A 24014-nucleotide genomic window follows, 5' to 3' on the forward strand; every position below is an offset into this window, starting at 1 on the left:
CCAACGCCGCCCGCATACGCTCCACTTCATGTACGTCCACGCTCCTCAACATGCTCTTGATCAGCGCAAACGGGAAGACCTAACGGAGTCCTACTGGTGCGGTTCACCAAAATCGGCGATTTCTGGACCTACGTACCGGCGGTAGCCTCTCTGCCCGGTTACACGGACACACCCAAGCGGCACGTCCAGGCCCGCACGGCCCTCGTCAAGGGAACGGGCGAGCAGTACCAGGGAGTGGCCGTCGCCGACGCCCCCGCCGCCTACTGGCGCCTGGGCGAGAGCGAGGGAACCGCCCTCCGAAGCGAGGTCGGCGGGCCGGGCACGAACGCGACGTTCGCACGCGACCAAGGTACCGTCTTCCAGTCAACGCTGGATGCGACCGGGGTATTTGGCCCCGGTGACAACCGAGCGGCCCACCTGGGCAGCGGCGGTCACATCAAGCTGCCCGGCTCCACTCTCGCCGGGGCGAGCGATGTCTCCGTGGAGATGTGGTTCCGCACCTCCAGCCACTCCGCTGTTCTGATGGGACTGCAGGATGCGAAGATCGGAGAAACACCGACCTCCTACCGCCCGGTCCTGAACATCGACGGCGCAGGCAAGTTGCGCGGCGAGTTCCGCCAGCAGGGAGCCACCGGTGCGCAGGGCCCGATCACCTCAAGTCAGGCAGTGACCGACGGTGCCTGGCACCATGTCGTGCTCAGCGGTGACTCCAAGGGCCAGGCCCTGTACCTGGACGGCGCCCGTATCGGTTCGATCACCGGACCGATCTCCGACCAGGCCCGCCCCCACGCCTACGTGGGCGGCGGATACGCCAACGCCGGCTGGATGGATCAGCCCGCGGATACCTACTACCTGCGCGGAGACGTCGACGAGGTGGCCCTGTATCGCGGGGCGCTGAGCGCCGAGCAGGTCTCCGCGCACTACCGCGCACAGGCCGAAGGCGTCGACTCCGGTCTGACGGCGTCGGTGCGGGTCACCGACCCGAAGCAGAAGACCAGCAGCACCAGCTACGACGCCCTGCACGGGCAACGCACGATCTCACATACCGATGCGACCGGCGCGATCACCGGATATGCCTACGACAACGGCGGCAACCTGCACACCGTCACGGACCCCAACGGGCACGCCACTGTCACCGGGCACGATGCGCGGGGCAACGTGGTGTCGACAACGACCTGTCGGGACGCAGATTCCTGCTGGACGGACTTCCGCTCCTACTACCTCAATCCGAACGACCCTCTCGATCCGCGAAACGACAAGCCGCTGACCTACCGCGACCAGCGCTCGTCGGACCACAAGGACGCCCGCTACCGCACCGAGCACTCCTATAACGCGCAGGGCCTGCTCACCAGCACAGTGCGCCCCGACAACAGCACCGCAGCAACCACCTACACCACGGGCGAGGAGAGCGCGGTGGGCTCGGGCCTTACACCCGCCGGCCTGGTTGCCACACAGACCACACCCGGCGGCGCCGTCACCAAGAATCGCTACTTCGCCAACGGCGACCTGGCAGAGGTGACATCCCCCTCCGGACTCCGCACGAAGTACTCCTACGACGGTCTGGGCCGCAAATCCTCCGAGACCCAGGTCTCCGACACCTTCCCGGCCGGGGTGAGCACCACCTACGGCTACGACACCGCCTCCCACGTCGTCACCGAAACGGGTGCGGGGGTGGAGAACGAGATCACCAAGACCACCCACACCGCCAAGATCACGCGCACCTTTGACGAGGACGGCAGACTGCTGACCGAGTCGACCAAGGACGCCACCGGCGGCGACACCGAACGCAGCACCGTCTACCACTACAACCAAGACGGCTTGAACGACAGCATCACCGACGCCGAGCAGAACACCACGCGCCTCGAACACGACGAGCTGGGCCGTGTCAGCGGCAAGACCGACGCGGCCGGCGCGCACTTCACGTACACCTACACGGCACGCGGCCAGCACTTCTCGACCATCCTGAACGACTGGACGGGCGATCCCTCCGGCTCCCCGCGGGACCTGGTCATGGTGTCCAATGCCTACGATCCGGCCGGACGGCTGGCGTCCACCACGGATGCGATGGGCGCGACCACCGCGTACACCTACTTCGACGACGGCCTGGCGGCCACCACCACGGCCAAGCAAGTCACACAGGGCGCCGGTGCCAAGCACGACATCGAGCTGGAGAGCAACACCTACGATGCTGCGGGCAACTTGACCCGTCAGGTCACCGGAGGCGGCGAGACCACACAGACCTTCGCCGTGGACCCCCTGGGCCGCACCACGCACAGCGTTCTCGACCCGGGCGGCCTCGACCGTGCCACCACCGTCGAATATGACGGCGATGACCGCGTCAACAAGCAGACTCAGACCATCAGCAGCGACCGGAAGCTGACCTCGACCTCGGAGTACGACCCCGCAGGCAACCCCGAGAAGCAGACCATCACCGACGGCTCGAGCACGCACACCACCACCCGCACCTACGACGAGCGTGGCCTGCTGCTCACCTCCGTGAGCCCGCGCGGCAACGACACCGGCGCCGACCCCCAGGCCCACACCACCAGCTACCGGTATGACGCACTGGGACGCCTGGTCCAGCGCACCTCGCCCCAGGTGCGGACCGAGGAGAAGGGCGCTGCTGCCACCTCGGCGCGCCCGGTCGCCCGCACCGGCTACAACACCTTTGGTGAGGCCACCGAGACCAAGGACCCGCGCGGCCACGTCACCCGCACCGAGGTCGACCGGCTCGGCCGCACGGCCGCGGTGACACTGCCCGACTACACCCCGCCCAGTGGCGGCGCGAAGATCACCGCGACCACCCGGACCACGTACACCCCGCTCGGCCTTCCGCAGACAACCGTCGATCCGCTCGGTCGGACCACCCGCTATGGCTACGACCAGCTCGGGCAGCAGACCAGCAAGACTGACCCTGTGCCGGACGCAGCCACGGCCGCCGCCCAAAAGGACGCCACCCCGCAGCTGTTGCTGGGGCCGGCCTCCGGCGTCGATGGTGGCGGCGTGACGCGTTACGGCTGGACGCCCACCGGCCTCCAGCTCTCGACCACCGACCCGACCGGAGCCAGGGCCGAGGCCACGTACGACGAACTCGGCCGCCGGCTGACGGCCACCACCGTCGAGCGTCATCCGACCGTGCAGAACCTGACCACCCGCTTCGGCTGGGACGACGCGAGCCGGCAGACGTCCTCGACCACACCGGCGGGACGCACCACCACGACCGACCACAACCCGGCCGGAGACGTCATATCCGTCGCGGACCCGGCAGGCACCACGAAGTTCGGCTACGACGGCCTGGGCCGCCGGACCGAGACCACCGACGCGACCCAACGCAGGAGCACGGTGTCGTATGACGCCCTGGGCAATGTCACCGGCACGGCGGACTACGGCACCACGACAACCGCACTGCGTTCCACGTCGGCCGAGTTCGACGCCGACGGCAACCAGACGTCGGCCACGACAGCGACCAAGGCCCGCACCACTTACGCCTACGACGCCTTGGGCCGCATGACCGAACAGGTCGAGCCCGTCTCCGCCACCAAGACGATCATCACGGCGTTCGGCTACGACGCCGCAGGCAACCGCACCCGTCTGACGGACGGCCGACACAACTCCACGACATACACGTTCAACGCCTGGGGACTGCCCGAGTCGACCGTCGAGCCTGCCACGGACGCCCACCCGGACGCGGCCGACCGCACCTGGACGACGTCGTACAACAAGGCGGGACTGGATGTCACCCAGACGCTTCCCGGCGGGGCCAAGCGGGAGCGCACCTATGACGGCTTGGACCGATTGACCCACGAGACCGGCTCCGGAGCGGAGGCCGCGACGGCGGACCGCACCCTGACGTACGACCTGGCCGGGCGCCTCACCGGTACCGGCGGCGTGCTCGACCAGAACACCTACACCTACAACGACCGGGGCCAGCTCCTGACCGCGAAGGGTCCGAGCGGAGCCGCGAGCTACACCTATGACGCCGACGGAAACATGACGCACCGCACCACCGCGGCAGGCGACTCCGACTACGGCTACGACAGCGCAGGCCGACTCGACTGGGCCTGGGACGAGCTCACCGGCAACGACATCTGGTACGACTTCGACGCTGCCGGACGACCCGAGCTGGAGCGGTACACCACCAAGCCCGAGGGCTCGGCATCCCGGGCCGAATCGGCCCGTCGCACCTACAAGTACGACGGCCTCGGCCGCTTGAAGAGCGACAAGGTCACCCTGCCGGACGGTACCGGCACGATCACGTCGAACACCTACGACTACGACGTCGACAACCGTCTGACACTCAAGAACACCACCGGCACCGCAGGTGCCGGAGACAACAGCTACGCCTACGACGACGCCGGACGCATGACCTCGTGGACTCACGACGGCAGCACCACGGACTACGCATGGGACGCAGCCGGCAACCGGACCAAGGCCGGAGCGATCTCTGCGGACTTCGACGCCCGCAACCGTCAACTGACGGAGGGCACCTCTGCCTTCACCTACACCCCACGCGGCACCCTCGCTTCGGTGAACGACGGCAGCGGAACCCGGCGCAAGCTCGCCTTCGATGCCTTCGAGCGCAAGATCACTGATGGTGGCGCGACATACACCTACGACGCCCTCGACCGCGTCCAGACGCGTGGTCAAACTGCCTTCACCTACGACGGAGGCTCCAACAACCTGGCCACCGACGGCACCAGCACCTACAGCCGCACCCCCGACGGAGCCTTGCTGTCCTCCTCCACGGGCACGACCAAGCAGTGGGCGCTGACTGACCAGCACACCGACCTGGTCGCGGGTCTTACTGCCGACGGAAAGCAGGTCAGCAGCTCCACTGCCTACGACCCCTTCGGCACGGAAACCGCGACAGACGGCACCACCCCAGCCGTCGGCTACCAGTCCGGCTGGACCGACCCGGACACCGGCGACGTCAACATGGCTGCACGCTGGTACCAGCCGGGCACCGGCTCCTTCGAAGCGCGGGACACCTGGCTACTCGAAGCACAGCCATCGGTCAGGGGCAACCGGTACACCTACGGCCACGCCAGCCCGCTCAACGGGATCGACCCCACAGGGCACGATGCCTGGGACATAGTCGGATGGGGAATCTCGGTCGCCAGTAGGAGCGCGGGCGGGGTCTTCTGGAACACATGGACCATGGGGCACGACAGCATAGGATCCAGCGACTGCACCAGCAGATATGGCGTGGACTGCAGCCAATGGTTCCAGCTCAACAGCGGTCTGCGAAATTCGATATCCAACACCCGGCAGTGGATGCTAAATCAGCTCCACTTCGCCGGCGGCAGGTCGTCCCTCCAGTACTCCGGTCCTAGCGGTGGCTACGGCTATAACTACGGCGGTGGCTACTACTTCGCAGGCGGCGGGGCGCGTTATGCCGGCAACGGCACATACATTCGTCCAACAAAGCCCCCGAAGCCCCCGATCGACCAGAACCCCAACAACGGCCCGCACGCCAGGCCCGCGCCCACCCGCCCGGCGGCCAAGGCCGTCTGGACCGCGGCGACGTGGACGACGGGGCAGGGCGTAAGTGCCACCGTCACGGCGCAGGCCATGCTAAACCTCGCGGCTGTAGCGCTCTTCACGCCGACTGCTGCCGACGGGAAGGACATCTACCCCCTGCCTGATCGATCCGATCAGCCGGGAGGTGGCAACGACGGACGCTCCCGCACAGATAACAAATGCGACGACGGGCCAGGACTCAGCTCTACTGGTCATGTCACCTACCTTCCGCGAGAGCGGTACTACGACACCTTCTCCAAGCAGGAGGAGTGCAGGGCCCTGGGCATCTACGGTGTGATCGACCAACAGGATCTGACCACGAAGAAGCACCCTGGGCCGGGCACTGGAACGGGAAGCCACAAGAGGCCACCCGGCTATGAGGAGATGCGCAGCCAGGGGTATCGTCCCAACAATGGCCACCTTCAGCCGAAACTGGGAGGCGGCGACGGCAAAGACCTGCGTAATCTGGTACCTCAGTACAGCCACGTGAACAGTCCCTATATTCGGGATGGTGTTGAGGGTGATATTCGAGAATCGCTTGAATCCGGTCATGACGTCGCACTCTGGATCACCCCGCGCTACAAGAAGACAGGCTCTGGAATTCCATCGAGCATCGAGTACAACTACTCGGACCTCAGCACAGGTGTCGCCAAGCACTGTGTCGTTCACAACCAGCCAACAGGTGGGCGAACGACTGGGTCCAGCAGCTGCCCGAATGTTCCGTGAGAGTGGAGAAAAGTATGTCCCGCGACTACGTGCAATCAGTGATCGAAATGCTGGGAGCTCCGGACCGCTCCCATGTTTCCTCGGTCGCGTGGGGCAGACTCGAACGCCGCTTGGGAGTGCCCCTCCCCGATGACTACAAGACCTTGGTGGATGCCTATGGTCCGATTCAACTGAATGGCCATCTCTACTTGTGTCATCCTGGCACTGCGCGATGGAATCTGTCCGATTGGATGGAAAGCACCGTGTCGAATTTCCAGGAGATCGACCTTTCCGATGCGGAGTGCCCGGGATTCCCTAGCGGCCCCGTATTCGGTGTCGCCAACGGGCTCATCCCGCTCGCAGACACGGACCGAGGTGAGTACGTTTTCGGTGTCGTGGGCGGCGGAAGTGACGCCTGGAGGCTCCTGGTCTGCGATGGGGAAGAGCCAGATTTCTATGAGTACCGCATGCCCTTTTCCGAGTGGCTGTTCCGATATTTCGAGGGTGAGGATATGTTCGGCCCGGACAGTGCGGTCTTCTATCCTGGTCCTGTGGTCCTGGAGAGCCTCCCGCTGAGTGAGGGGGAGAGGGTCATTGTCCGAAGCGGGCCCAGTCGAGGCCACTAATGAGGTGGCGGTGAACGTTACCGGCGGCAGCCCCGGAGTCATGGCCTGCTGTTGATCTGATGCAGGAGCTACTAGGTTGTAGGCGCTCTTTCATGCAGATGCGTTGCGATTTGGCGGCCTCGGCGTGGCGTGGCGTGGCGAGACGAGAGAGGCCGGTGGGTAGCGCGATCGGAGAGTGCCGGAAGAGGGGTGTTTCGTTCCGGCATCTCCTGTTTCACCGCAACTCGCCCAGACTCCATGGCCTTTGCCCCTTCGTCAGTCGGTTCGACGCGCGGTACATCGGAAGCATGACCCCGCCCGACGGTTACCCCAGCGATCTGTCCAACGAGCGCTGGAAGCTGTTCGAACCCGTCCTCTTCGCCTGGCAGGTCCGGCGCCGCCGGGCCACGCTGGACATCGGTCGCCGACCGGACACGACCTGCGGCAGATCATGAATGCGATCCTGTACGTGGACCGCACCGGCGTCCCGTGGCGCTACCTGCCACACGACTTCGCCTCGTGGGTCATGGTCTGCGGATACTGCGCCAAGTGGCAGCAGGACGGAGTCTTCGAGCAGCTCACCGGGCTGCTGCGACGTCTCCTGCTCGAGGCCGAGGGCCGCAACAGGGAACCATCGCGCCCCTGGCCGACCAGGGCACCGACGCCGCGAAACACATCATCGCCGCAAACGAACCGCCCCTACCTCAGCTGTGGCGCGGGGAAAGGACATCAGAAAAGCCGTCACATCCGGCAAGCACGTGGCAGTGGGAATCCCGACGAGAATCGAGTACGACTGCTCTGTCCTCGAAGATCGAAGGAGGAAGCACTGCGTGATCCGACAGACACCGTCCGGTGGCGTCACCACAGGCAGCGCGACGTGCCCAAGGAGGTGACAGGCGTGACACAGGACATGTACCTGCGGAAGGTCATGGCAATGCTCGGCGAACCGCCGCGTACACACCAGCGCAAGGAAAGCTGGCAGGCCATTGAGGAGGCCATCGGCACCAGCCTCCCGGTGGACTACAAGGAGATCGTCGACGGCTACGGCCCGCTCCACATCAACGGACATCTGTATCTGCACCACCCCGCGACAGAACCGTGGAACCTGGGCAAGTGGATGCGGGACACCGCTGAGGCCTGGTCGCAGATTGAGTTCGATGAGGACGAGCCCGAGGGAGACCCGTGTGCTTCCCTGGGGGTGAGCGAGCTCGTATTCGGCACGTCAGACGGTCTCATTCCGCTCTTCGGCACCGACCGCTCGGAGATGGTCTTTTACGGGCCCAAGGCGGCAGGGGGAAAGGGCTCGCTTTTCGTCGAGCCCGGAGAGGGGGAGTTCTTCGAGTACGAGATGGGGGTCGCCGAGTGGTTCTACCGCTGGCTGGTTGGTGAGCACGTAACGGGGCCCCATGGTGGCGTGTACTATCCCGGCCCAGTGGTGCTGCGCGACCTGCCCATGACGCCGGACGACCGCCCCGAGCCACGCTTCGGCCCGCGCCGGCAGGGTTGAGTGCACGCTGACTCTGTCGGGAGCCTTGGTGTCGCCTGCTCTCTCAGGCAGAGCCCCAAGATCTCGGCCATGGGATCCCGTGCTGATCCAGGAAGGTCTGGAAGACGGCCGGTGGCCGGGGCGGGGACGGTTCTCCGGTCGGCGGCCGTCTGCTGAGGCGCTCGACGTTTGCGGCGATGGCTGTGAATAGCCAGGGCGGCCGGGAGCCGCAGAGGGGGGCCAGCCCCCGTTCGAGGACCGGATGGATCGAAGTGAGCAGTCCGCGCGGAAGGGTGGAGGCGCGGATGGCGTCGCCGGTTTCAGCTCAAGCCTGCGATCTCACCTCGATCCGGAATCGGTTTCACCCCCGATGTCGGACCCCACCTGCGGACTGGGCAACAGATGGTGCTGCTCGTTCAGCTGGAGCGCACCAATACCGAGAGGATCCGCGTGGTTGGCGACCCGTGGGCAGCCCGACACCGTCCAACCGCAGGCGACAGCGCCTGGTTCCGGGCGGGGCCTTCGTCATGCGGTGGGCTACTGGTCGAGGCGCCCCTGGACGAGCGGTTCGTCGGCGCGCTGCTGCGCCGTCGGTACATTGAGGTCTGGACTGCTCTGGAGCCGTTCGTCAGCAAGGAGTTGTCGGCGGCGGTCACTCTCCTGCTCCCCGAGCTCGCGCAGATGGACCCGCCATGATGGCGCCCTGTTCCTCGGTGCTGACCTGCTCCCCGCGCCCACGGCGATGGACCCCTGTCGAGGCCACCGACCTTCCGGGCGGGGAGTCGCGGAGGCCTGACAGATGAGCGTCGCGGTATGCCCGAAGCATGAACTGTCGTGGTCAGTCCGCCACGGAACCGGCCGATGGCGTGGTCGTCCGGTTCGTCGGCCGAGGCCTGCGGGCTCCGGCCGCGTGCCGATGGCCCATACGGTCGTGAAGTCCACACAGACGACCCAGTTCAGCTCCTCGTCAGCGTCGGCCTGTGCCACAAGCGCGGTGAACACCCCCTCCCACGCGCCATCGGCGGACCACATCCACAGCCGGTTGCAGACGCCCCGCCAGTTGCCGTACTTCTCCCACACCCCAGAGACCCGACCACGTGGCCGTCCCTCATGCGCAGTCGTATGTCAGTCCGCCCGCTCATAGGTGAGGACGGTCTTCGGGTGGTTGCCGATCTTGCGTAGGCGCAGCGGGCCGTCCGAGGACTTCACGTCGAAGGAGTACTCGGTTTCCTTTGGCGGGCAGTTGACGGTCCTGGTGCCCTGATCGAGCGTGAAGTTGCTCATGGACAGGTCGTGCTGGTCGATGCCGGAGACAGTGGCGCTGCCCTTGCATCGCGGGCCGGTGCGGGACTCGATGACCACGCGTGCGCGTCTGCCCGGCTCGACCTGGTGGAGGGTCAGCTGCTGGCTGCCGTCCGTGGCTCGCCACCGGCCCACGAACCAGCGGTGGATGGACTTGTACTCCGTGGCCACCTGGGCGAATCCGGAGCCTTTGCGCCAGGTCAGCGTGGTGGTTTCCAGCATGCTGGGATCGACGAAGTCCACTCGGGCGCCACCGTCGCGGATGCGGGCCTTGGGCCAGGCGATGGTGTTTTTGGTCGGGTCGGTGGTCCAGGAGGAGAGGTCCCCGGTGGCGACGGCCGCGATCACCTCTTGCGGTTCTTCGCCGTCCCTGCAGTACGCGCCAAAGCCGGCCGCGAGCCACACGGTGTCCCGGTACGCCTTTGCCCTGATGCCGTGGCACGGTGTGGTGCCGGTCTCATAGACCGCTTCTTGGGCGGACCAGGCGTCGTCAGAGGCGTGGCGATGCTGTGCCTCCAGGCCGCGACGAGTGAAGCGGAGGGACACCTGCCGGCCGTCGGACAGTTCGAGGACGGTGTGGTCGTCGTCGTCCTCGACGACCCGTGAATCAGGCTTGTCCTCCCCTTCGCGGGGGGACTTCGTGTACTGCGCGCTGCTGCCGGACGGCCCCCTGTCCGATTGCTCGGCACAGCCGCCGACGGCTACGCCGAGCATCAGCACCGCTACCGCCCACGCCGCTGCGCTCTTCGTTCTCATGCCGTGTCAGCTCCCCTGTAGGCCGTGCCGCGATGCCCGGGCCGGTGGGCGGCACGAACTCGGCGATGCTAGTCGGTGGGCGGCCCGCCCCGCTCGGCCCCGGCACGGTGCGGCCCTGGCGGTTCCGTCACTCGTCCAGGACGGCGGCGACCGCACCCGGGCCGCCGCCCGCGCCTCCAACTCCCCGATCAACGACCCCATCAGCGTCGCCTCCTGCACCCACACGGCAGAGACCCGACCACGCCGCCATCACCCACAACCACGATCTCCCAGCTCAAACCATCGGGGCCGTCCGCGGAAGAGAGCTACCCCCATCGGGGATCACTAACAGGCTTTCAGGCTTGCGGGGGTGTGGGCCGCCGGAACGGGGGTTCCGGCGGCCCTTAGGCCGTTTTCAGCGTCCCAGGATCCATGCCAGGGTGGCGGTAGTGGTCGCGGCCAGGGCCGTGAGGGCGCTCCAGAGCACGGATGTGCGGTGCCAGAACGGGCGGTCGGCGTCCGGCTCGGCGATGGTGGGCGCGTTGATCTCGCTGCGCGATCCGTGGTCGGCGCTTGCGATGGTGGTCGCCACGACCAGCCGTGCCGCGCCCTTGACCGTGATGTTGACGGCGGCTGCGTGGGGCGCGGGGTGCGGGGTGCGGGTTGTCAGTCAAGTGGGTCTCCATCTCGGGACTGCTTGGGCCGAGGCCGGGCCTGTTCAAGGGGTGCCTCCTCGGGTGTTCGATGCGTCGGGGGGCGCAGTGGCGCTGCGGCCCCCGATGTGCGGCACCGGTTTTCGGTGGGTGGTTTTTGTGTGCTGCCGCAGGCAGCGTGACTGGGGGCCCGCGCGGCCGCGCACCCGCGGTTGCCTGCTGGGTGCCAGGCCTTTCCCAAGAGCCGTTCATGACGACTGACCATCACTGGCGGGCAGGTCAAGTTTCCTGGCCAGACGCCCTTTGGCCAGCCGCTCCTGGGAGCGAGTGGTAGTCAAGCTGACGCCGAGCAGTTCGGAGATCTTCGCGATGTTATAGCCCAGCACGTACCGCAGCACGATCACGTCGAACTGACGCACCGGCAGTTCTGCGATAGCGCTGAAGAGGCCCAGATCGCTGGTCATTCCGCCGAGGGTGGCGCGGGCGTCCCGCATGACCTGCGCCACCACATGGCTGCTTGTGGCGCGACCAGTCTGCTCTGCCACACAGCGCCGCAACACCTTCCACGCCCCGGCTGCGGGCTCCGGGTGGCCCAGGAAGACCGCCCACTCGCGCCAGAGGGCGAGGAAGGTGTTGTGGACCGCCTCCTGCGCCAGGTCATCCCGCAGATGCAAGCGGGCGTATTGGATGTAGGCCTCAACGTTCATCTTGTAGAACGCCTGGAAGTCGAGCGGTAGCGTCAGCGCCTGTTCACTTTTGACGTCACCGGGTAGGAGGGTTGCGGCCGGTGCCCATCCGGGGTGCGCCGGTGCGTGCCTCTGCGCGGGTGACAGGCCTGACGGCACGGGCGTGTCGGCCGCGCCCGAAGGCCGTCGATGCGTCAAGCCCTCGCTCTTCCCGGGGTCTGGTTGGGGGCGGGGGCTGCTAGCGGTGGCTGTTGTTGGCGCTGTGGCCTTACACCGGACATCGGGGCCTAAGTCCGCCGGGGGCAGCGTCACGGGAGCTGCCTGCGGCGCGGGCGGCTCATGGACCGTGTCGTCGGGCGGCGCATGCCGTTCGGTCAGGGACTTCACCATCGCCTCGGCCGCTGATAACGCGCCGTACAGGGTCGCGCAGCGCTCATCCAACGCGTCCCGCTCGGCGCGCAAAGCAGCCAGTTGCCGGCTCGTGGCGCTCAAAGCGCGATGGAGCTCGGCTGCGTCCTTGGACTGCAGCTCCTGGCCAAGATCTCTTCTCGCGCGGTGAATCGGTGGGGTGGACTGCGGCAGTGTCATCGGGGTCAGTGGGGCAGGCCTGCTGCTGGCCTCGTCGGGGGCAAACCGGCCGCCGCCGTTGAGGATGTGACGTGCCTGCCGCGCCCTGGCTGGTGCGTTCTTGGCGCAGAAGCAGACCGTGGCCACGGCGTCGACGAACTCGCCGGTGAGATTGAGCCCGGCCAGCCGGTCGGCAACCGTCGCCCGGCTCGGGACGGGCCCCTTACCCACGGACCCGTCGACCATGGCCGAGTGCAGGGCCCTCACGGTCAGGTCTGCCTCATCCATCCATGTACGCACCAGGGCCGCAGCCTGCCTCTCTTGTGCACTATTACCCTTGAGAGGGCCCCACGGCCGAGTCCGCCGCCCTGCCATCTACTCCTCCTCGCGCTCGCCGGGAGCACAAGTCTGGACGAGCGTAGAGATGTCTAGGAGTTGTCCAGCGACATTGCCAGACAACTGGGGCTGCAATCTTCAGGCGGGTCGCGCGCCTGAAGTTCTGGCACCGCGGTCAGTACCTCTCGGTGCCGATGACCTTCTCCACCGAACTCGCTGCGCCCGTGGGAGCCGGCCGGTGTGTCCCACGGGCCGGTTGGCCGCTCACGCCGCACGCACGATCTCAGCATCACGCCTCGCCGGTCACCGCGCCCTGTGCGTAAGAGGCGCCGCCGGCCATGACCTTTCCCCGCAGCACGCAGCGGTGGTGGCGCGGTGGCTGCTTTCCCCGGCCGGACCTGGCCTTCACGCGGTGTCTGCGGCCGTGCCCTCATGACGACACGGGCCGCGACAACAGCCTGTGCTGGCCGCCTGTGCGGTGCTGGGTTCCGCGTTCGCGGGGGAGTTGCGCGCCTTTCATCCCTGCAGGGCGACCTCGAGCCGCCCCCGGGGTTCCCGACCGGCTGGCAGGGGCAGGCGTGTCCCGGCCCGTTGTCTTTTGGGTGGGGTGCAAAGGCCCGGCGGTTTTGAGCGTTGTCCGGTCTGGTGTGCTGCGCGCTGTCTGTACGGCGCTGGGCGGAGTTGGCAGCATGAGGGGGTGCGCCGGGCGGTGGGGGAGTGGTGGCATGGGTTTGGACGAGATCAGGTCCCAGGGCTTCAGCCTGAAGGAACTATTTCGTGAGATGACCTATGAGATCGACTATTACCAGCGTGATTACACCTGGGGCGAGGATGAGGTCCGCACCCTGCTGCGGGATTTGTGCGACTCCTTCAAGAGCTGGGCCAGCGACCCCGCCTACCTGCGCCGGCCCGCGACGGCGCCTCAGTATTTCCTGGGCCCGTTCGTCTACTACGAGCAGTCGCGCAGCAGGCGATGCCTCGTCGACGGGCAGCAGCGCTTCGTCACTCTGCACTTGATGTTCCTGCAACTGCGCCGCCTCGCCCAGGAGTTCGGATACCCCAGGGCGGTCGACCGGCTCAACCGCGTGATCACCACCGATGGCGAGCATTTCGCGGTCGGCATCGCCGATCATGAGCCCGTCCTGCGGGCGGTGGCCGAGGGCCGCACCTACGAGACGGGCGCCGGTGATTCGCTCTCGCGCCGCAACCTGTGGGCGCGCAGCCAGCAGATCGAATCCCAGCTCGTCGAGGACCTGGATGCGGAGCGGCTCCAGCGTTTCACCGAGTGGCTGCTGGAGCGGGTGGTTCTGGTCGGGATCCGGGCCTCGGGCGCCGATCACGGCTACCGGATGTTCGAGACGATGAACGACCGCGGTGCCCGTCTGACCGCCGTCGATCTCCTCAAGAGCCACCTGCTGTCCCACGTCGGCGCCAACGAGGACCTGCTGAACACCCAGTGGCAGGAGATGCTCAGGGAACTGACCACCGACCGCGAGGACCCCACAGCGGCCTCCCGCTTCATCAAAGCCTTCCTCCTGGCCCGCTGCGCCCGCCAGGACCACGAGGAGGACCGCCGGCAGATCGAGACCAATCTGAATGTCTGGGTCCGCCGCAACGCCGCCCATCTCGCGCTGGTGCCCGAACGCCCCGACCGGTTCCTGCAGTTCGTCCAGGACCTGCTGAACACGGCGCGACTCTTTAGGCCCCTGCTGGCCGCGAGCCGCGACCTCAAGAAGGACGGCGACCGTCTCGAGGCAGTGCATTACAACGAACGCAACGGCCTGCACCAACAGGCGGTCGCCATCCTGGCCGCCATCAACCCCGGCGACCAGCCCTCCGACGCCAAAGACAAAGGCCGCCTCATCGCCTCCTACCTGGACCGCTGGTACGCCCTGCGGGTCCTGCAGGACCTTCCCGTGCAAGCGGCCGACACCGATGCCCTCATCCACACCATCCTCGTGCCCCTCCTGCGCCCCTGCCGGAGTACGGGCGACGTCGCCACCGCGCTCGGCGGCCTGGTCGAACAAGACGGCGGCTCACCGGGCGACGCCGTCACCCTGGGGCTTCGAGGCAACAACGGCCACCAGATCAGATACCTGCTGGCCCGGGCCACCGCCTACGTCGAGGACGGCTGCCACCGGTCGCACGACGTGCTCGCCTACCTCGACCGGGACCGCTTCCACATCGAGCACCTCTACGCCAACCACCACCACCGAGTCGCCGACGAGATCCCCGATGCCGTCCTCTTCCGCAGCCGCCGCAACCAACTCGGCGGCCTCGGCCTGCTCCAGGGCCGCGAGAACTCCAGCCTCAACGACCTGCCGCTGCACGAAAAAGCCCAGCTCTACCCGCGCAGCAACGTCCTTTTGGGCATCATCGCCCCCGGATACGACCGCCGGAACCCGATCCTGCGCGAGTTCATCAAAACCCACCGACTGGACAAAATCCTCAGGCCGTTCGGACCCCAGGAAACGATGACTGCCGTCATCCAGATCCGCCAAGAGCTCTACCTGCGCCTCTTCGAACACATCTGGAACCCCGAGCGCCTGGGCCTGTCCACCCCCACCCGCCCCCAGCACCCCAAACCCCAGGCCGGCAACGCGCCGGCCGCAGCCCACCAACCACCGGCTGCGCTGCGGCGCAGGCCGGCATCGGGCCGGCGGCGTACCGATGTCGCCAAGATGATCGATGCGGGGACGCTCAAGCCCGGCACCCAGATCGTGCTCACCTACCGCTCCACCGAACACTGGGCCACCATCGACGAGAACGGCGGCATCATCCTCAACGCCACCGGCGGCACCCCCTACGGCCGGGTCGACGAGGCCGGCGCCGTCGCTCGCGGCACCAAAACCTGCCAGGGCATGAACGAATGGCACCTCCAGGACGCCGACGGCAACCGCGTCAGCCTGCGCACCCTGAGAGACCGCTCGACAACGCCCGGCGCCCTGTAACAACCTCCCACGAAACGGCACGTACCGGATTCTGCCTGGGGGAGGACCGCAGGCCGCGTCGGCGGGGAGCACCCGTGCGAGGACACCTTCGTAACGGGCCGCCACGTTGCCGATGCGGAGCCCACTGAGCTGGGGGCCGCAGTTCAGACGGTAGGAACTACCAGCCTGCGAGTTGGAACAATGCAACGAGTCCCCACCTGATCGTGCTCATTAGCGGCAAAGCTCTGTTCGACACCATCAGCTGGCGTCGCTCGAGGAGATGCAGGGGAGACCGGATCCTGACAGAGCTCGCGCCGACGGCCGAGGGCTGCTATAGCAGGGGGCGGCCCACGGTGTAGTCATATTTACAGATCGGGCGTGGTGGTGTGGGCGGCCATCTAGCGTGGGGTGTGCAGGCGCAGGTACCGGCGAGCCGACATGTCGCGGGGAATTCTGTGCGATCCGTGAACCACGACCCGGACTCCTGCCCTCCACCGTCCGTTTGTGGCGCACGCGTGCGTGTCCACCTGATCCTCCCCTGCGGTACCTGGGCTTTGCTGTCGGCGTGGAACTCAGTTCTGACCGTTTCTGGTCGAACTGGGCAACATCCGTCGCTGGTTCGGCCTCTGTGGCGAAGGTGTCGAATCGGTGGACGTGCTCACGTTGTGGATCCTGGCCGCGGCGGGCGTAGCGAGCGTGCTCCTGTTTACAGTGCGGGGCATTTTGGATCAGCTGCCCGAAGTCTTTGCCGCCTGGCATCGAGCCAGAAGGGCACTGCGCGAGCAGGAAGCCGACAACGAGGAGTCCTGAGCACGCTCGGCTCCATGACTGCTCGCATCCCCGCCTTCGGCGAGGTTCCGCCGCGGTCAAGGCTTTTGCCGGGCATCAGGTCGTCTTGTTCGGCGCCACTGGGCTGCGCATCATTGAGCCCTCGCACAACACTGGGATGGAGCTCGTCATGGTGGCACCCGAAGCAGCCGCGGTCGTCAGGGCCAGTAGCAGCGTGTTGCGGAGCGTCGTGAACCAGAGCACGGGGACGCCCGCATTGCCGAACGTGCACGAAGGCTTGATTGAGCTGCACGAGATTCTTCGCGAGTGGTGCGAGGCCGCGCGGACCACGGGCAAGGTGGTCGACCTGATCCTTGCGGATCAACCTCACTTGGCCCGAGCCGCGCATCCGCGCAGCAATGACTACGGTGGGCCCATTCCTTTCCGGCGTTCGTTCGCCCGGAGCACCATGGCGCGTCGCACCCATCGCGAGATCGCCGCCCTGATGTCTCCTTCGGCTCCTGTCGCCCAGAAATGGAGCCCGACAAAGCGCCGCCAGGCCGCCCGGCGGAACCTGCGCAGCATGATGCACGTCTACTGCCCCGATCTCCTGGAGGAGTTCGATCTAGCCGTTGAAGCGCGGGTAACGTGGATCGACAGTCATCACGCCGAGCTCGACGAAGTGATCCGAAACAGACGCGGTGATGGTCGGCTTTCAGAGCTTCGATACGAGATGACTGCCACCACGGAACAGCTGGAGACTGTGCAAGCAGCGCTTCATACCCTCATCATGCAACGGTTTCCGCTGGGGGGTACGCCCGACTGACTTCAGGCGAAAGGAAGCTGGAGTGCGCCCGCAGCTGGGCCGCTGTCGGCGACGGCTGAAATCCTGGCAGAGCGGCGCCGCCTCGACTTGCGGCTGTCAGGTGATGATGGTGTTGAAGAACAGCACGCCGGCGATGAATGCGCCGCCTCCGGCGAGGAGTCCGCTGGCCAGTGCACCTCCGGCAAGGACGGTCAGGGTTGCCGCTGCTGCGGCGGCCAGCACACCCAGCAGGAGGATGATCGCGGCGCGCTGGCTGAGCAGCGTGGTTGGCGGGGTGGGCGCAGGCGGCGTGCTCTGCGCGTGCGGCGTAGGTGGCGTGGTCTGCGGGTGGGGTGCAGGCGGGGTGGTGGGGTGCGGCTGCGGTTCACTGTGCTGGGTCATGCTGCCCTGGTCCTCCTGTGCGCGGTCATGGCCATCTTCTTCTCGGTCAGGTGCCCATGGTGTCCGGTTTGCCGCGCGCCCCAAAAGGGTCTGCTGTTGACGGTGCGAGATGGCAGCGACAGAGGTGTTGCCGGCTGCAGGTGTCAACACTTTTCGGCTGCTGCGGCACGCAACGTCCCTGATAATGGGAGGCGTTGACCAGACAAGGGCGGTGACATGAGCACCAGCAACGCCACGGGGACGGCGCGCCTGTCACCGCTGAGCCCAGACCTCACAGCGCAGAAGCGGGCCTTCGTTGAGGACCTTCGGATGCTGTTCTGCAGTCTGGGCGTGAGCGTGCGGCGTTATGCCGCGCGCCGTCACCTGGACGCCAGCACGCTCACCCGTTATCTCAAGGGGGAGCGGCTCGCGTCCTGGGACTTCGTCGCCACACTGATCGCTGATCTTCGGGAGGACGGATCACCGATCACCCTTGAGGCGGAGCAGCGCATCCGTGAGCTGCACCGCGAGGCCCAGCAGTCCAACCGCCCGGCGAGCAAGAGGCAGAAGCTGGAAGACCAATTGGCGGAGGCTGATGAGGAAGCCCGACGTAAGCGGGCGCACGCCCAGGCCTTGGAGGAGGCCCTGGTTGACCGGGTGCAGCGTCTGTCGCAGACCGAGGCGCGCTGCCACAAGCTGGTCGTCGAACTCGAGCAGCAGGCCCGGGCGCATCAGGCAGAAGTCGACGTGTGGCAGGGCGAATACGAACAGCTGGGACGGGAGTTTGACGACCTCCAGCAAGAGATCACCTACCTCAAGGAGGCCCTGGCCGTCACCCAGGCCGAACTGATCGCCGCCGAGGATCAGTGCCACATGCTGGAGTCCCAGCTGGAGACCGTGCAAGGGCTGTGGCAGGAAGCAGTGGGTGTGCCCTCGCTGATGGCTGCACTGGAGGCCACCGACCGCAGCGCCTCCATCCCCGAACTCCTCACCGTGGTCAGCGATCTGGAGTCCAGGACCCACCGGGCCATGGCCAGCGAACTGGTCACCTCCGTCAGCAAGTCCCGTAACGTCCATGAAGTGGCGGCGCTCCTGGCCGGTCTTGACGCAGCAGGACTCGGGTCGCATGCCCAGGCGGCGCTTCCGGTCCTGGCGCTCACCCGTTCCATCAGCGACCTGGGCCTGCTGGCAGCCGAGCTGCACCGCTCCAACCTGATCGACTGCGGCGCCCAGTTGCTGCAGGCGGCCGTGCAGCTCCATACAGCGCAGGACATCGCCGCATTCGCCGTGGCCCTCAACCAGCAGGAGCTGTGCGACCACGTCACCGTCCTGCTCGGTGCTTTCTGCGCCACTCGCCCCGTCGCGCACGTACTGGACTTGGTCACCGTGCTGGCCCCCACCGATCTGGCTACGACCCTGCCGCACGCGTTGCGTGCCGCGGCGGCGGAACGGTCGGCACAAGACATCGTGGAGCTCAGCCGCACACTGGGCGCACACGACTTTCGAGCCCTCACCAGCGCCCTTCAGGCCGCCGCTGTGGCTACCCGCTCCGCAACAGACGTCACGGAGCTGATCGAGAGCCTTTCGCGCCACGGCCTGCTGCAGGACGCCGACTTCGTCTTTGACAGCGCCCAGTCGCGCAGCACCGGGCACTTGGTGGCGCTGGTCTCCTCCCTGCGCATGGTGCGCAACCACGTCGCGGCCGCAGCCGTTCTGCAACGCGCGGCCCTGACACGTGCGCCCGCTGACATTGCCGTCCTGATCAACGATCTCCGGGCGACCGGCAACCAGACGCTCGCCTGTGACGTCCTGATCGAGTCCGCGGCCCGACGCTCGGCCCGCGACTTCTGGGCCCTTCTGGAGGCCCTGGACGAGGGACACCGCGAGGTGCGGTGGCTGCTCGAGCACACCGCCCGAACCAGCAGCGCCAGTGATGCGGCCCTCCTCTTTCGCGCCGTGAACGAGGTCGCACCGCCCTCTCACGCCGAGATCGTGCTGGCCTGCACGCTCAAGGAACGGCCCACCGGACACGCCGGGCACTTCCTGCGCATCCTCCACCACGCCGGGGCAGCCGCCCTTGACCTGCAGGCGCTGGGGGAGCGCGCCCGTACCATGGCCCCGACAGCGGTGGCGTCATGGGCGCTGGCGCTTGCTTCCGTTCACCTCGATGGGCACCTCGACATCGTCCTGCGCGAAGGAGGAGCCGCACGGGATGCCGGTGCAATCACCATCCTGCTCAGGCGAGTGGAGCGCCTGGACAGCCACCCGGTTCCGATGAGCGGCAGAATCTTCAGCCGCCTCGCGCATGCGTGCCTGGACTTGATGTCCGTGGAAGACCTTGTCGGCCTCGTCCTAGCCCTGGAGGCCGCCAGCCTCCAGCTGCACGCCGCCACCTTGACCCGCAGCGCACGTGCCCGCCATAGCGGCGCCTTCACCTCCAGCCTGCGCAAAGCGCGCACCAAAAACGAGCAGAAGGTCCTCTCCACGAGATTTTGGAGGAGCCAGAGCGACGCACCCGATCTCGCCCCTGGGTCAGAGGAGGCCTTTGGTGCAGGTGGCGCCGGACAGGCGTCGCCGCGGACGGCACCGGCGCAGCCAAGGCTCCTCATAGCCGCGCGTCCAGGGGCTTGCTGTGCAGGCCCTCTGACGGGCGCGGGGAAACTGATGCGGCTCTGATAGCCCACGGCGACAGGCAGCTCATGGGCGTCGAGGATGCGGGCGCAAGATTTCGGCGAACGCCGGACAGTTCACTGAGCTGGCCAGGCATGGCGCCGGCTAGCGCGTCCTTGGGACGGCGGGCCAGGCTTGTCGGGGGTCGCTCAAATGAGAAATCGTTTCTCCAGCGCAGTTTTCATCTCTGGCGGCTCTTTTCCGTAACCCCGGCGGGGCCCGGGCGTTGTACAGGTGAACAGGTCTGGTGGGCCCACATCCTCCTTTACGGGGGAGTGGGTCCTTTCGCTGTCTGAGGCGCCGCCGCTCCCCGGTGAAGGGGGTGTCGGGGCCCCCACTGCTTTCCGCGGGATCGGGGCCGAAGCTGACCCGCCCACCCGCCAGCCCAAGGCGCAGCGGCGAGTCTTGAAGCGCAGCGGAGAGAGCAAGTGAACCGCTTCAACGACGACATGAGCCTGACCGCCCTGGTGCTGCTCGCACTGGGTGGACTGGTGGTGTTCATCGCCTACCGAGATCTTCAGCTGGGACAGCCGGTCAATATCATCGATGAACACCGCAATCCGCCCCGGCAGTCCGCCCAGGGTCTCAAAGATCTGCACTCTTCGCTCATGGATGGTTTCCTGTTCTTCGCCAAGGAGCTTGGATGTCCCTGCCGCGACAGCGCTTGCGCCCTCTAGGGCGACGCCGGCCCCGGGGACGAACTTCAGCGGCGACAGGGCGGCCGAGTACTTGCCTAACTGCTCAGCGACAGGGCGGCCCGCGCTCTTGAGTTTGTCCTTCAGCCGGCGCCCATTCCGCAACTGGCCGGCAAGTTCGTCGGAGAAGAACCGCATGAGCTGGTCGGTGCCGGAGAAGAATCAGGGGTTGAACTCGACGACTTGCATGTCATCAACCGTGTCCAGAGCGCCGCGGGTGAGATTTGCCAGTGACGTCTTGCCCGAACCCCACGTTCCTGTCAGAGCGACAACTGCGCCGCGTTTCGCGGACATTCGACCGATTTCCTCCGCGAGAGCGTCAGCAAGGTCTGTCCGCTGTAGCAAGTCCTGGCTGGCGTTATCGATCGGATCATCTCCGCTGAGGATGCTGCCGCTATTGTTCGATGCGCTGTCAGTCATACCCCACCCGTCCTTGGGTCCGAAGCGAACGAGCGTAACGCTGCCCTCTGACAATGAGGCGGTGGTCGGCCATGCCAGTGGAACACCCTTGACGAGGCAAGGTGCGCAGGGGCGTGCGGGTCTCGAGAGACAACGACCTCGGCCGTTCCCCCGCCAGGAGCGGTGGCGAGGAAACGCCCCCTCCAGCACGGATCACAGATGCAGCTGGAGCAGATCCCACAGCCATTGTCCTGTTCCCGTCCCGATCACTGTGCCGAGACCACCTAGAATTCCTAGTGTGAGGGCGGTCGGTGGCGTTTCCACCGAGGCCCATGCGGGCCAGACCCGTTCTCTCGGACATCCACCATGTAATTTCGCGTGTGATCCTCATTAGACTCGTTAGAGATTGCCACGTACGGAACTCCTGTTCGGATATTGCGATGGTGATCAGGTGGCCCCTCTGGTTGCCTCAGAGGGGCCACTGCCTTGAGCAACTACGTGGCTGGAGCCTGACAGGGCGCCCGCTCTGTAAGCAAGGGGGTACGGCGGCATGGGCCGTACCGCACGGAAATCGTGCTAGAAGTCGCGCCTCGAACGCGAGAATTGGTGACTACAAGGGCGAGCTTTCCAGCGTTCCACCCGCCGTTGTCGCCATCTTCCTCCGCACTGGCTCCAAGGCCAAGGCCAAGGCCAAGGCCAAGGCCGTACGGTGAGGCACCTCGTGGCACACGTCCCTACACTCCGTGGGTTTGCCCAGCAATTCCCACGGGAGGACGAATATTAGGGCTCGCAAGTGAGCGCGCCCCAATCGAGCTTGACGCTGGGCGGCCGCGACTGAGGAGCCGTCAAAGCCTGCCTCTACCACACTGCTGACGTCGGCGACCGGGCTTTGAACTGCAGGCTGGAAAGCCTGAGCAGCCGGAGGGAAGGGGGCGGAATGCCCTCTACGTCAAGTCACCGACGCTAGAAACGCTCACGTGTCGCATTGCTTTGGCCGGGGAGGGGCCAGCCTGGCCGCTGTAGCACTGGCCGCCGGCGCCCTTAGTGAACGGCCGCTCCAGGGCCCTGGGTTGCGAGCCGTCTTGCCGCGTGGAGGCGGTCGTGGAGATGGAGGTCCGACGCTCTGGTGAGGTACTGCACGGTGCGGCAGGCATGCTCGTGGCCGGAAGACAGGGGTACGGCAGCGGCTCGTACCCGGACGGAGTCGTACAGGCACGCCGGGAAACTTTGTATCGACGGGCGAGGGTGTGTTGAGGTCAGGAGCCGGCGAGCAAGATGCTCACGCTTGAGGTCGTGACGATGTTGGTTAGGGTGCGCCAACCGATTTCGTGCTCTTGGTTGAGGTCTTCTGTGTCCTGATCGGCCATGGATTGGTAGATGCCACGGACCCTGTCGTGGTCTTGGTCGCACACTGCTTCAAGGAGGCGTAGTGCCTGCATCTTGTACGGCATGCACGTCATCCCGGCTTCCAGGCTGAGGTGTCCGGCGGGCATGCGCGATGCCATGGTGACGAGCAGGGACAGCAGCGGTCGGCACTCAGGCGCAGGCGCAGGTTCGGCACTGCCGAGCAGAACGATGCATGCGGCATGGCAAGCCGGCTCACTCGACGCCACGGTCAGCCCGACACGCAGGCCGACATTGTGCAGGGTTCTGGCCATGACCTGTGGGTGAAGCGGCCACTCGGCCAAGTACTCGTGGATGGCCTGCAGGTGTTCCAGGGGCGGTGCTCCACCGCCCCTGGAACACCAGGGCCTCGGTGAGGAACATCGTTACCTGGAGGCTCTGTGGGCGGGCCAGATCGCCGCTGTCCAGAAGTACTCGGCAACGTCGCTCTACTTCCGCGTCCGTGAGGCTTCCCGAGCTCAACGCAGCGTTGATCCGGCTGATCTCGCGCTGGGCGTGCGAGCGCGGCGTGTGCGGCAGCTGTTCGTGCAGCGCCTCGAAGCCTTCGACAAGGCTCCGTAGTTCCGCGTCGGCAGTTTCGCGGCCCGTATGGTTGAGGAGGATCGTGAGGCAGTTCGTGGTGACGAGTGAGACGTCCTCGGGCCGTGATTGGGCCAGTTGTTGGGCGAGGCCGCGGGCGTGGTGGAGGTGTGGCAGCCACGCGGTCGCCGGCTTGCTTGTGTTGTAGAGAATGCCGGCGAGCTGCGTACGGGTCTTGAGTTCCAGCAGAGGAGCGGGCTCCTGGAGGGTGCGCAGGTGGCCGAGCTCGTTCTCCAACGCTGCCCGGGCCTCGTCCAGTTCCCCGAGGGCGACGTATGAGGTTGCCGCCCACCACTTTGATGTCGTCGGGTAGAGAGCATTCGCCTTGGCCGGGGTATGCGTCGTGAGCGCACGAACGGTGTGTCTGGTGAGTTGAAGCCGCTCGATTACGTGGCGCCCCAGAGTCCGTGCCGAGCTGGGACGGTGCTGCCGTAGGGCGTCGGTACTGCGGTCTACATCCCCGGCCAGGGCTAAGAGGTGGCGAGGAGTCGGCTGTGGGCGACAGGACGCTCTACTGGCCGGCCTCGGAGGCGACAGCCCCCTCAGGTGCTTGCTTTTCGGCCGCTGCTAGTGGCGAGATTGAGCTGCCGTCAGGTCGTGGGCGCAAGACCGTTATCAACCTGTGCCCGACCTCAATACAACCGTGAGTAACGCCACAGGGGAGGGTTGCCCCTTTGCCCCATACGCCCCAAGTACTCCTCCTGGATCTTTTACTTGATGACTACATACAGTCGCCGCTTGGTTGCCATGTTCAGGCAATTTTCATCTTTGTGATGGACCGGGGTGGG

Annotated in this window: 14 protein-coding genes and 2 pseudogenes; 9 read left to right on the top strand and 7 right to left on the bottom strand. The window is 66.4% G+C overall.

The window, feature by feature from the left end:
* Window positions 1-96 precede the first annotated feature (96 nt).
* From AB0M70_RS37570 to AB0M70_RS37590, 5 genes and pseudogenes are all read left to right on the top strand, one after another.
* Window positions 97-6246 (top strand): LamG-like jellyroll fold domain-containing protein, encoded by a 6150-nt coding sequence (locus tag AB0M70_RS37570; protein WP_365827541.1) that lies wholly within the window; start codon window positions 97-99, stop codon window positions 6244-6246.
* A gap of 47 nt (window positions 6247-6293) precedes the next feature.
* Window positions 6294-6851, top strand: coding sequence for an SMI1/KNR4 family protein (locus AB0M70_RS37575; protein WP_365827739.1), 558 nt, complete (start codon window positions 6294-6296; stop codon window positions 6849-6851).
* Window positions 6852-7138: 287 nt separating this feature from the next.
* Window positions 7139-7467, top strand: a pseudogene (locus AB0M70_RS37580) (transposase); the annotation flags it as partial.
* A 261-nt stretch (window positions 7468-7728) separates the two neighbouring features.
* Entirely contained in the window at window positions 7729-8337 is a 609-nt protein-coding gene (locus AB0M70_RS37585; protein ID WP_365827741.1) for an SMI1/KNR4 family protein, read from the top strand.
* A gap of 381 nt (window positions 8338-8718) precedes the next feature.
* Window positions 8719-9012, top strand: coding sequence for a hypothetical protein (locus AB0M70_RS37590; protein WP_365827543.1), 294 nt, complete (start codon window positions 8719-8721; stop codon window positions 9010-9012).
* 429 nt (window positions 9013-9441) lie between these two features.
* On the opposite strand, the gene AB0M70_RS37595 is transcribed toward AB0M70_RS37590, so the two are convergent.
* From AB0M70_RS37595 to AB0M70_RS37605, 3 genes are all read right to left on the bottom strand, one after another.
* Window positions 9442-10374 carry a hypothetical protein gene (locus AB0M70_RS37595; protein ID WP_365827545.1) on the bottom strand — a complete coding sequence of 311 codons (933 nt, stop codon included), beginning with the start codon at window positions 10372-10374 and terminating at the stop codon, window positions 9442-9444.
* Between the two features lie 394 nt (window positions 10375-10768).
* Window positions 10769-10945, bottom strand: coding sequence for a hypothetical protein (locus tag AB0M70_RS37600; RefSeq protein ID WP_365827547.1), 177 nt, complete (start codon window positions 10943-10945; stop codon window positions 10769-10771).
* 309 nt (window positions 10946-11254) lie between these two features.
* On the bottom strand, window positions 11255-12547 hold the full coding sequence (locus AB0M70_RS37605; RefSeq protein WP_365827549.1) for a sigma factor-like helix-turn-helix DNA-binding protein: 1293 nt from the start codon (window positions 12545-12547) through the stop codon (window positions 11255-11257).
* 773 nt (window positions 12548-13320) lie between these two features.
* Here AB0M70_RS37605 and AB0M70_RS37610 point away from each other — a divergent pair.
* The 3 genes from AB0M70_RS37610 (at window position 13321) to AB0M70_RS37620 (ending at window position 17119) form a co-directional block, all read left to right on the top strand.
* Window positions 13321-15546 (top strand): DUF262 domain-containing protein, encoded by a 2226-nt coding sequence (locus tag AB0M70_RS37610; RefSeq protein ID WP_365827551.1) that lies wholly within the window; start codon window positions 13321-13323, stop codon window positions 15544-15546.
* A gap of 627 nt (window positions 15547-16173) precedes the next feature.
* A complete protein-coding gene (locus tag AB0M70_RS37615) occupies window positions 16174-16335 on the top strand; it encodes a hypothetical protein (RefSeq protein ID WP_365827553.1) in 162 nt (53 codons plus the stop codon).
* Between the two features lie 136 nt (window positions 16336-16471).
* Window positions 16472-17119 carry a hypothetical protein gene (locus tag AB0M70_RS37620; protein WP_365827555.1) on the top strand — a complete coding sequence of 216 codons (648 nt, stop codon included), beginning with the start codon at window positions 16472-16474 and terminating at the stop codon, window positions 17117-17119.
* Window positions 17120-17215: 96 nt separating this feature from the next.
* On the opposite strand, the gene AB0M70_RS37625 is transcribed toward AB0M70_RS37620, so the two are convergent.
* Window positions 17216-17500: a hypothetical protein gene (locus AB0M70_RS37625; RefSeq protein ID WP_365827557.1), complete on the bottom strand. Its 285-nt coding sequence runs from the start codon at window positions 17498-17500 to the stop codon at window positions 17216-17218.
* A gap of 216 nt (window positions 17501-17716) precedes the next feature.
* On the opposite strand from AB0M70_RS37625, the gene AB0M70_RS37630 reads away from it, so the two are divergent.
* On the top strand, window positions 17717-20155 hold the full coding sequence (locus AB0M70_RS37630; RefSeq protein ID WP_365827559.1) for a hypothetical protein: 2439 nt from the start codon (window positions 17717-17719) through the stop codon (window positions 20153-20155).
* Between the two features lie 143 nt (window positions 20156-20298).
* Here AB0M70_RS37630 and AB0M70_RS37635 read toward each other — a convergent pair.
* From AB0M70_RS37635 to AB0M70_RS37645, 3 genes and pseudogenes are all read right to left on the bottom strand, one after another.
* A pseudogene (locus AB0M70_RS37635) lies at window positions 20299-21264 on the bottom strand (P-loop NTPase fold protein).
* A 1235-nt stretch (window positions 21265-22499) separates the two neighbouring features.
* Complete coding sequence (locus AB0M70_RS37640; protein WP_365827561.1) at window positions 22500-22901, bottom strand: hypothetical protein; 402 nt, start codon at window positions 22899-22901, stop codon at window positions 22500-22502.
* Window positions 22843-23463 (bottom strand): hypothetical protein, encoded by a 621-nt coding sequence (locus AB0M70_RS37645; RefSeq protein ID WP_365827563.1) that lies wholly within the window; start codon window positions 23461-23463, stop codon window positions 22843-22845. Before AB0M70_RS37645 ends, AB0M70_RS37640 begins: the two co-directional genes overlap by 59 nt.
* Between the last annotated feature and the right edge of the window lie 551 nt (window positions 23464-24014).

This window comes from Streptomyces sp. NPDC051214 (assembly GCF_040682375.1).
Lineage (GTDB): Bacteria > Actinomycetota > Actinomycetes > Streptomycetales > Streptomycetaceae > Streptomyces.

What these genes read in the sequence shown, in the direction of transcription:
- AB0M70_RS37575 (WP_365827739.1), top strand. Translation starts at nt 6,294, where the DNA reads ATGCTGGGAGCTCCGGACCGCTCCCATGTTTCCTCGGTCGCGTGGGGC.
- AB0M70_RS37590 (WP_365827543.1), top strand. Translation starts at nt 8,719, where the DNA reads ATGGTGCTGCTCGTTCAGCTGGAGCGCACCAATACCGAGAGGATCCGC.
- AB0M70_RS37595 (WP_365827545.1), bottom strand. Translation starts at nt 10,374, where the DNA reads ATGAGAACGAAGAGCGCAGCGGCGTGGGCGGTAGCGGTGCTGATGCTC.
- AB0M70_RS37605 (WP_365827549.1), bottom strand. Translation starts at nt 12,547, where the DNA reads ATGGATGAGGCAGACCTGACCGTGAGGGCCCTGCACTCGGCCATGGTC.
- AB0M70_RS37610 (WP_365827551.1), top strand. Translation starts at nt 13,321, where the DNA reads ATGGGTTTGGACGAGATCAGGTCCCAGGGCTTCAGCCTGAAGGAACTA.
- AB0M70_RS37620 (WP_365827555.1), top strand. Translation starts at nt 16,472, where the DNA reads ATGGAGCTCGTCATGGTGGCACCCGAAGCAGCCGCGGTCGTCAGGGCC.
- AB0M70_RS37625 (WP_365827557.1), bottom strand. Translation starts at nt 17,500, where the DNA reads ATGACCCAGCACAGTGAACCGCAGCCGCACCCCACCACCCCGCCTGCA.
- AB0M70_RS37630 (WP_365827559.1), top strand. Translation starts at nt 17,717, where the DNA reads ATGAGCACCAGCAACGCCACGGGGACGGCGCGCCTGTCACCGCTGAGC.
- AB0M70_RS37640 (WP_365827561.1), bottom strand. Translation starts at nt 22,901, where the DNA reads ATGGCCAGAACCCTGCACAATGTCGGCCTGCGTGTCGGGCTGACCGTG.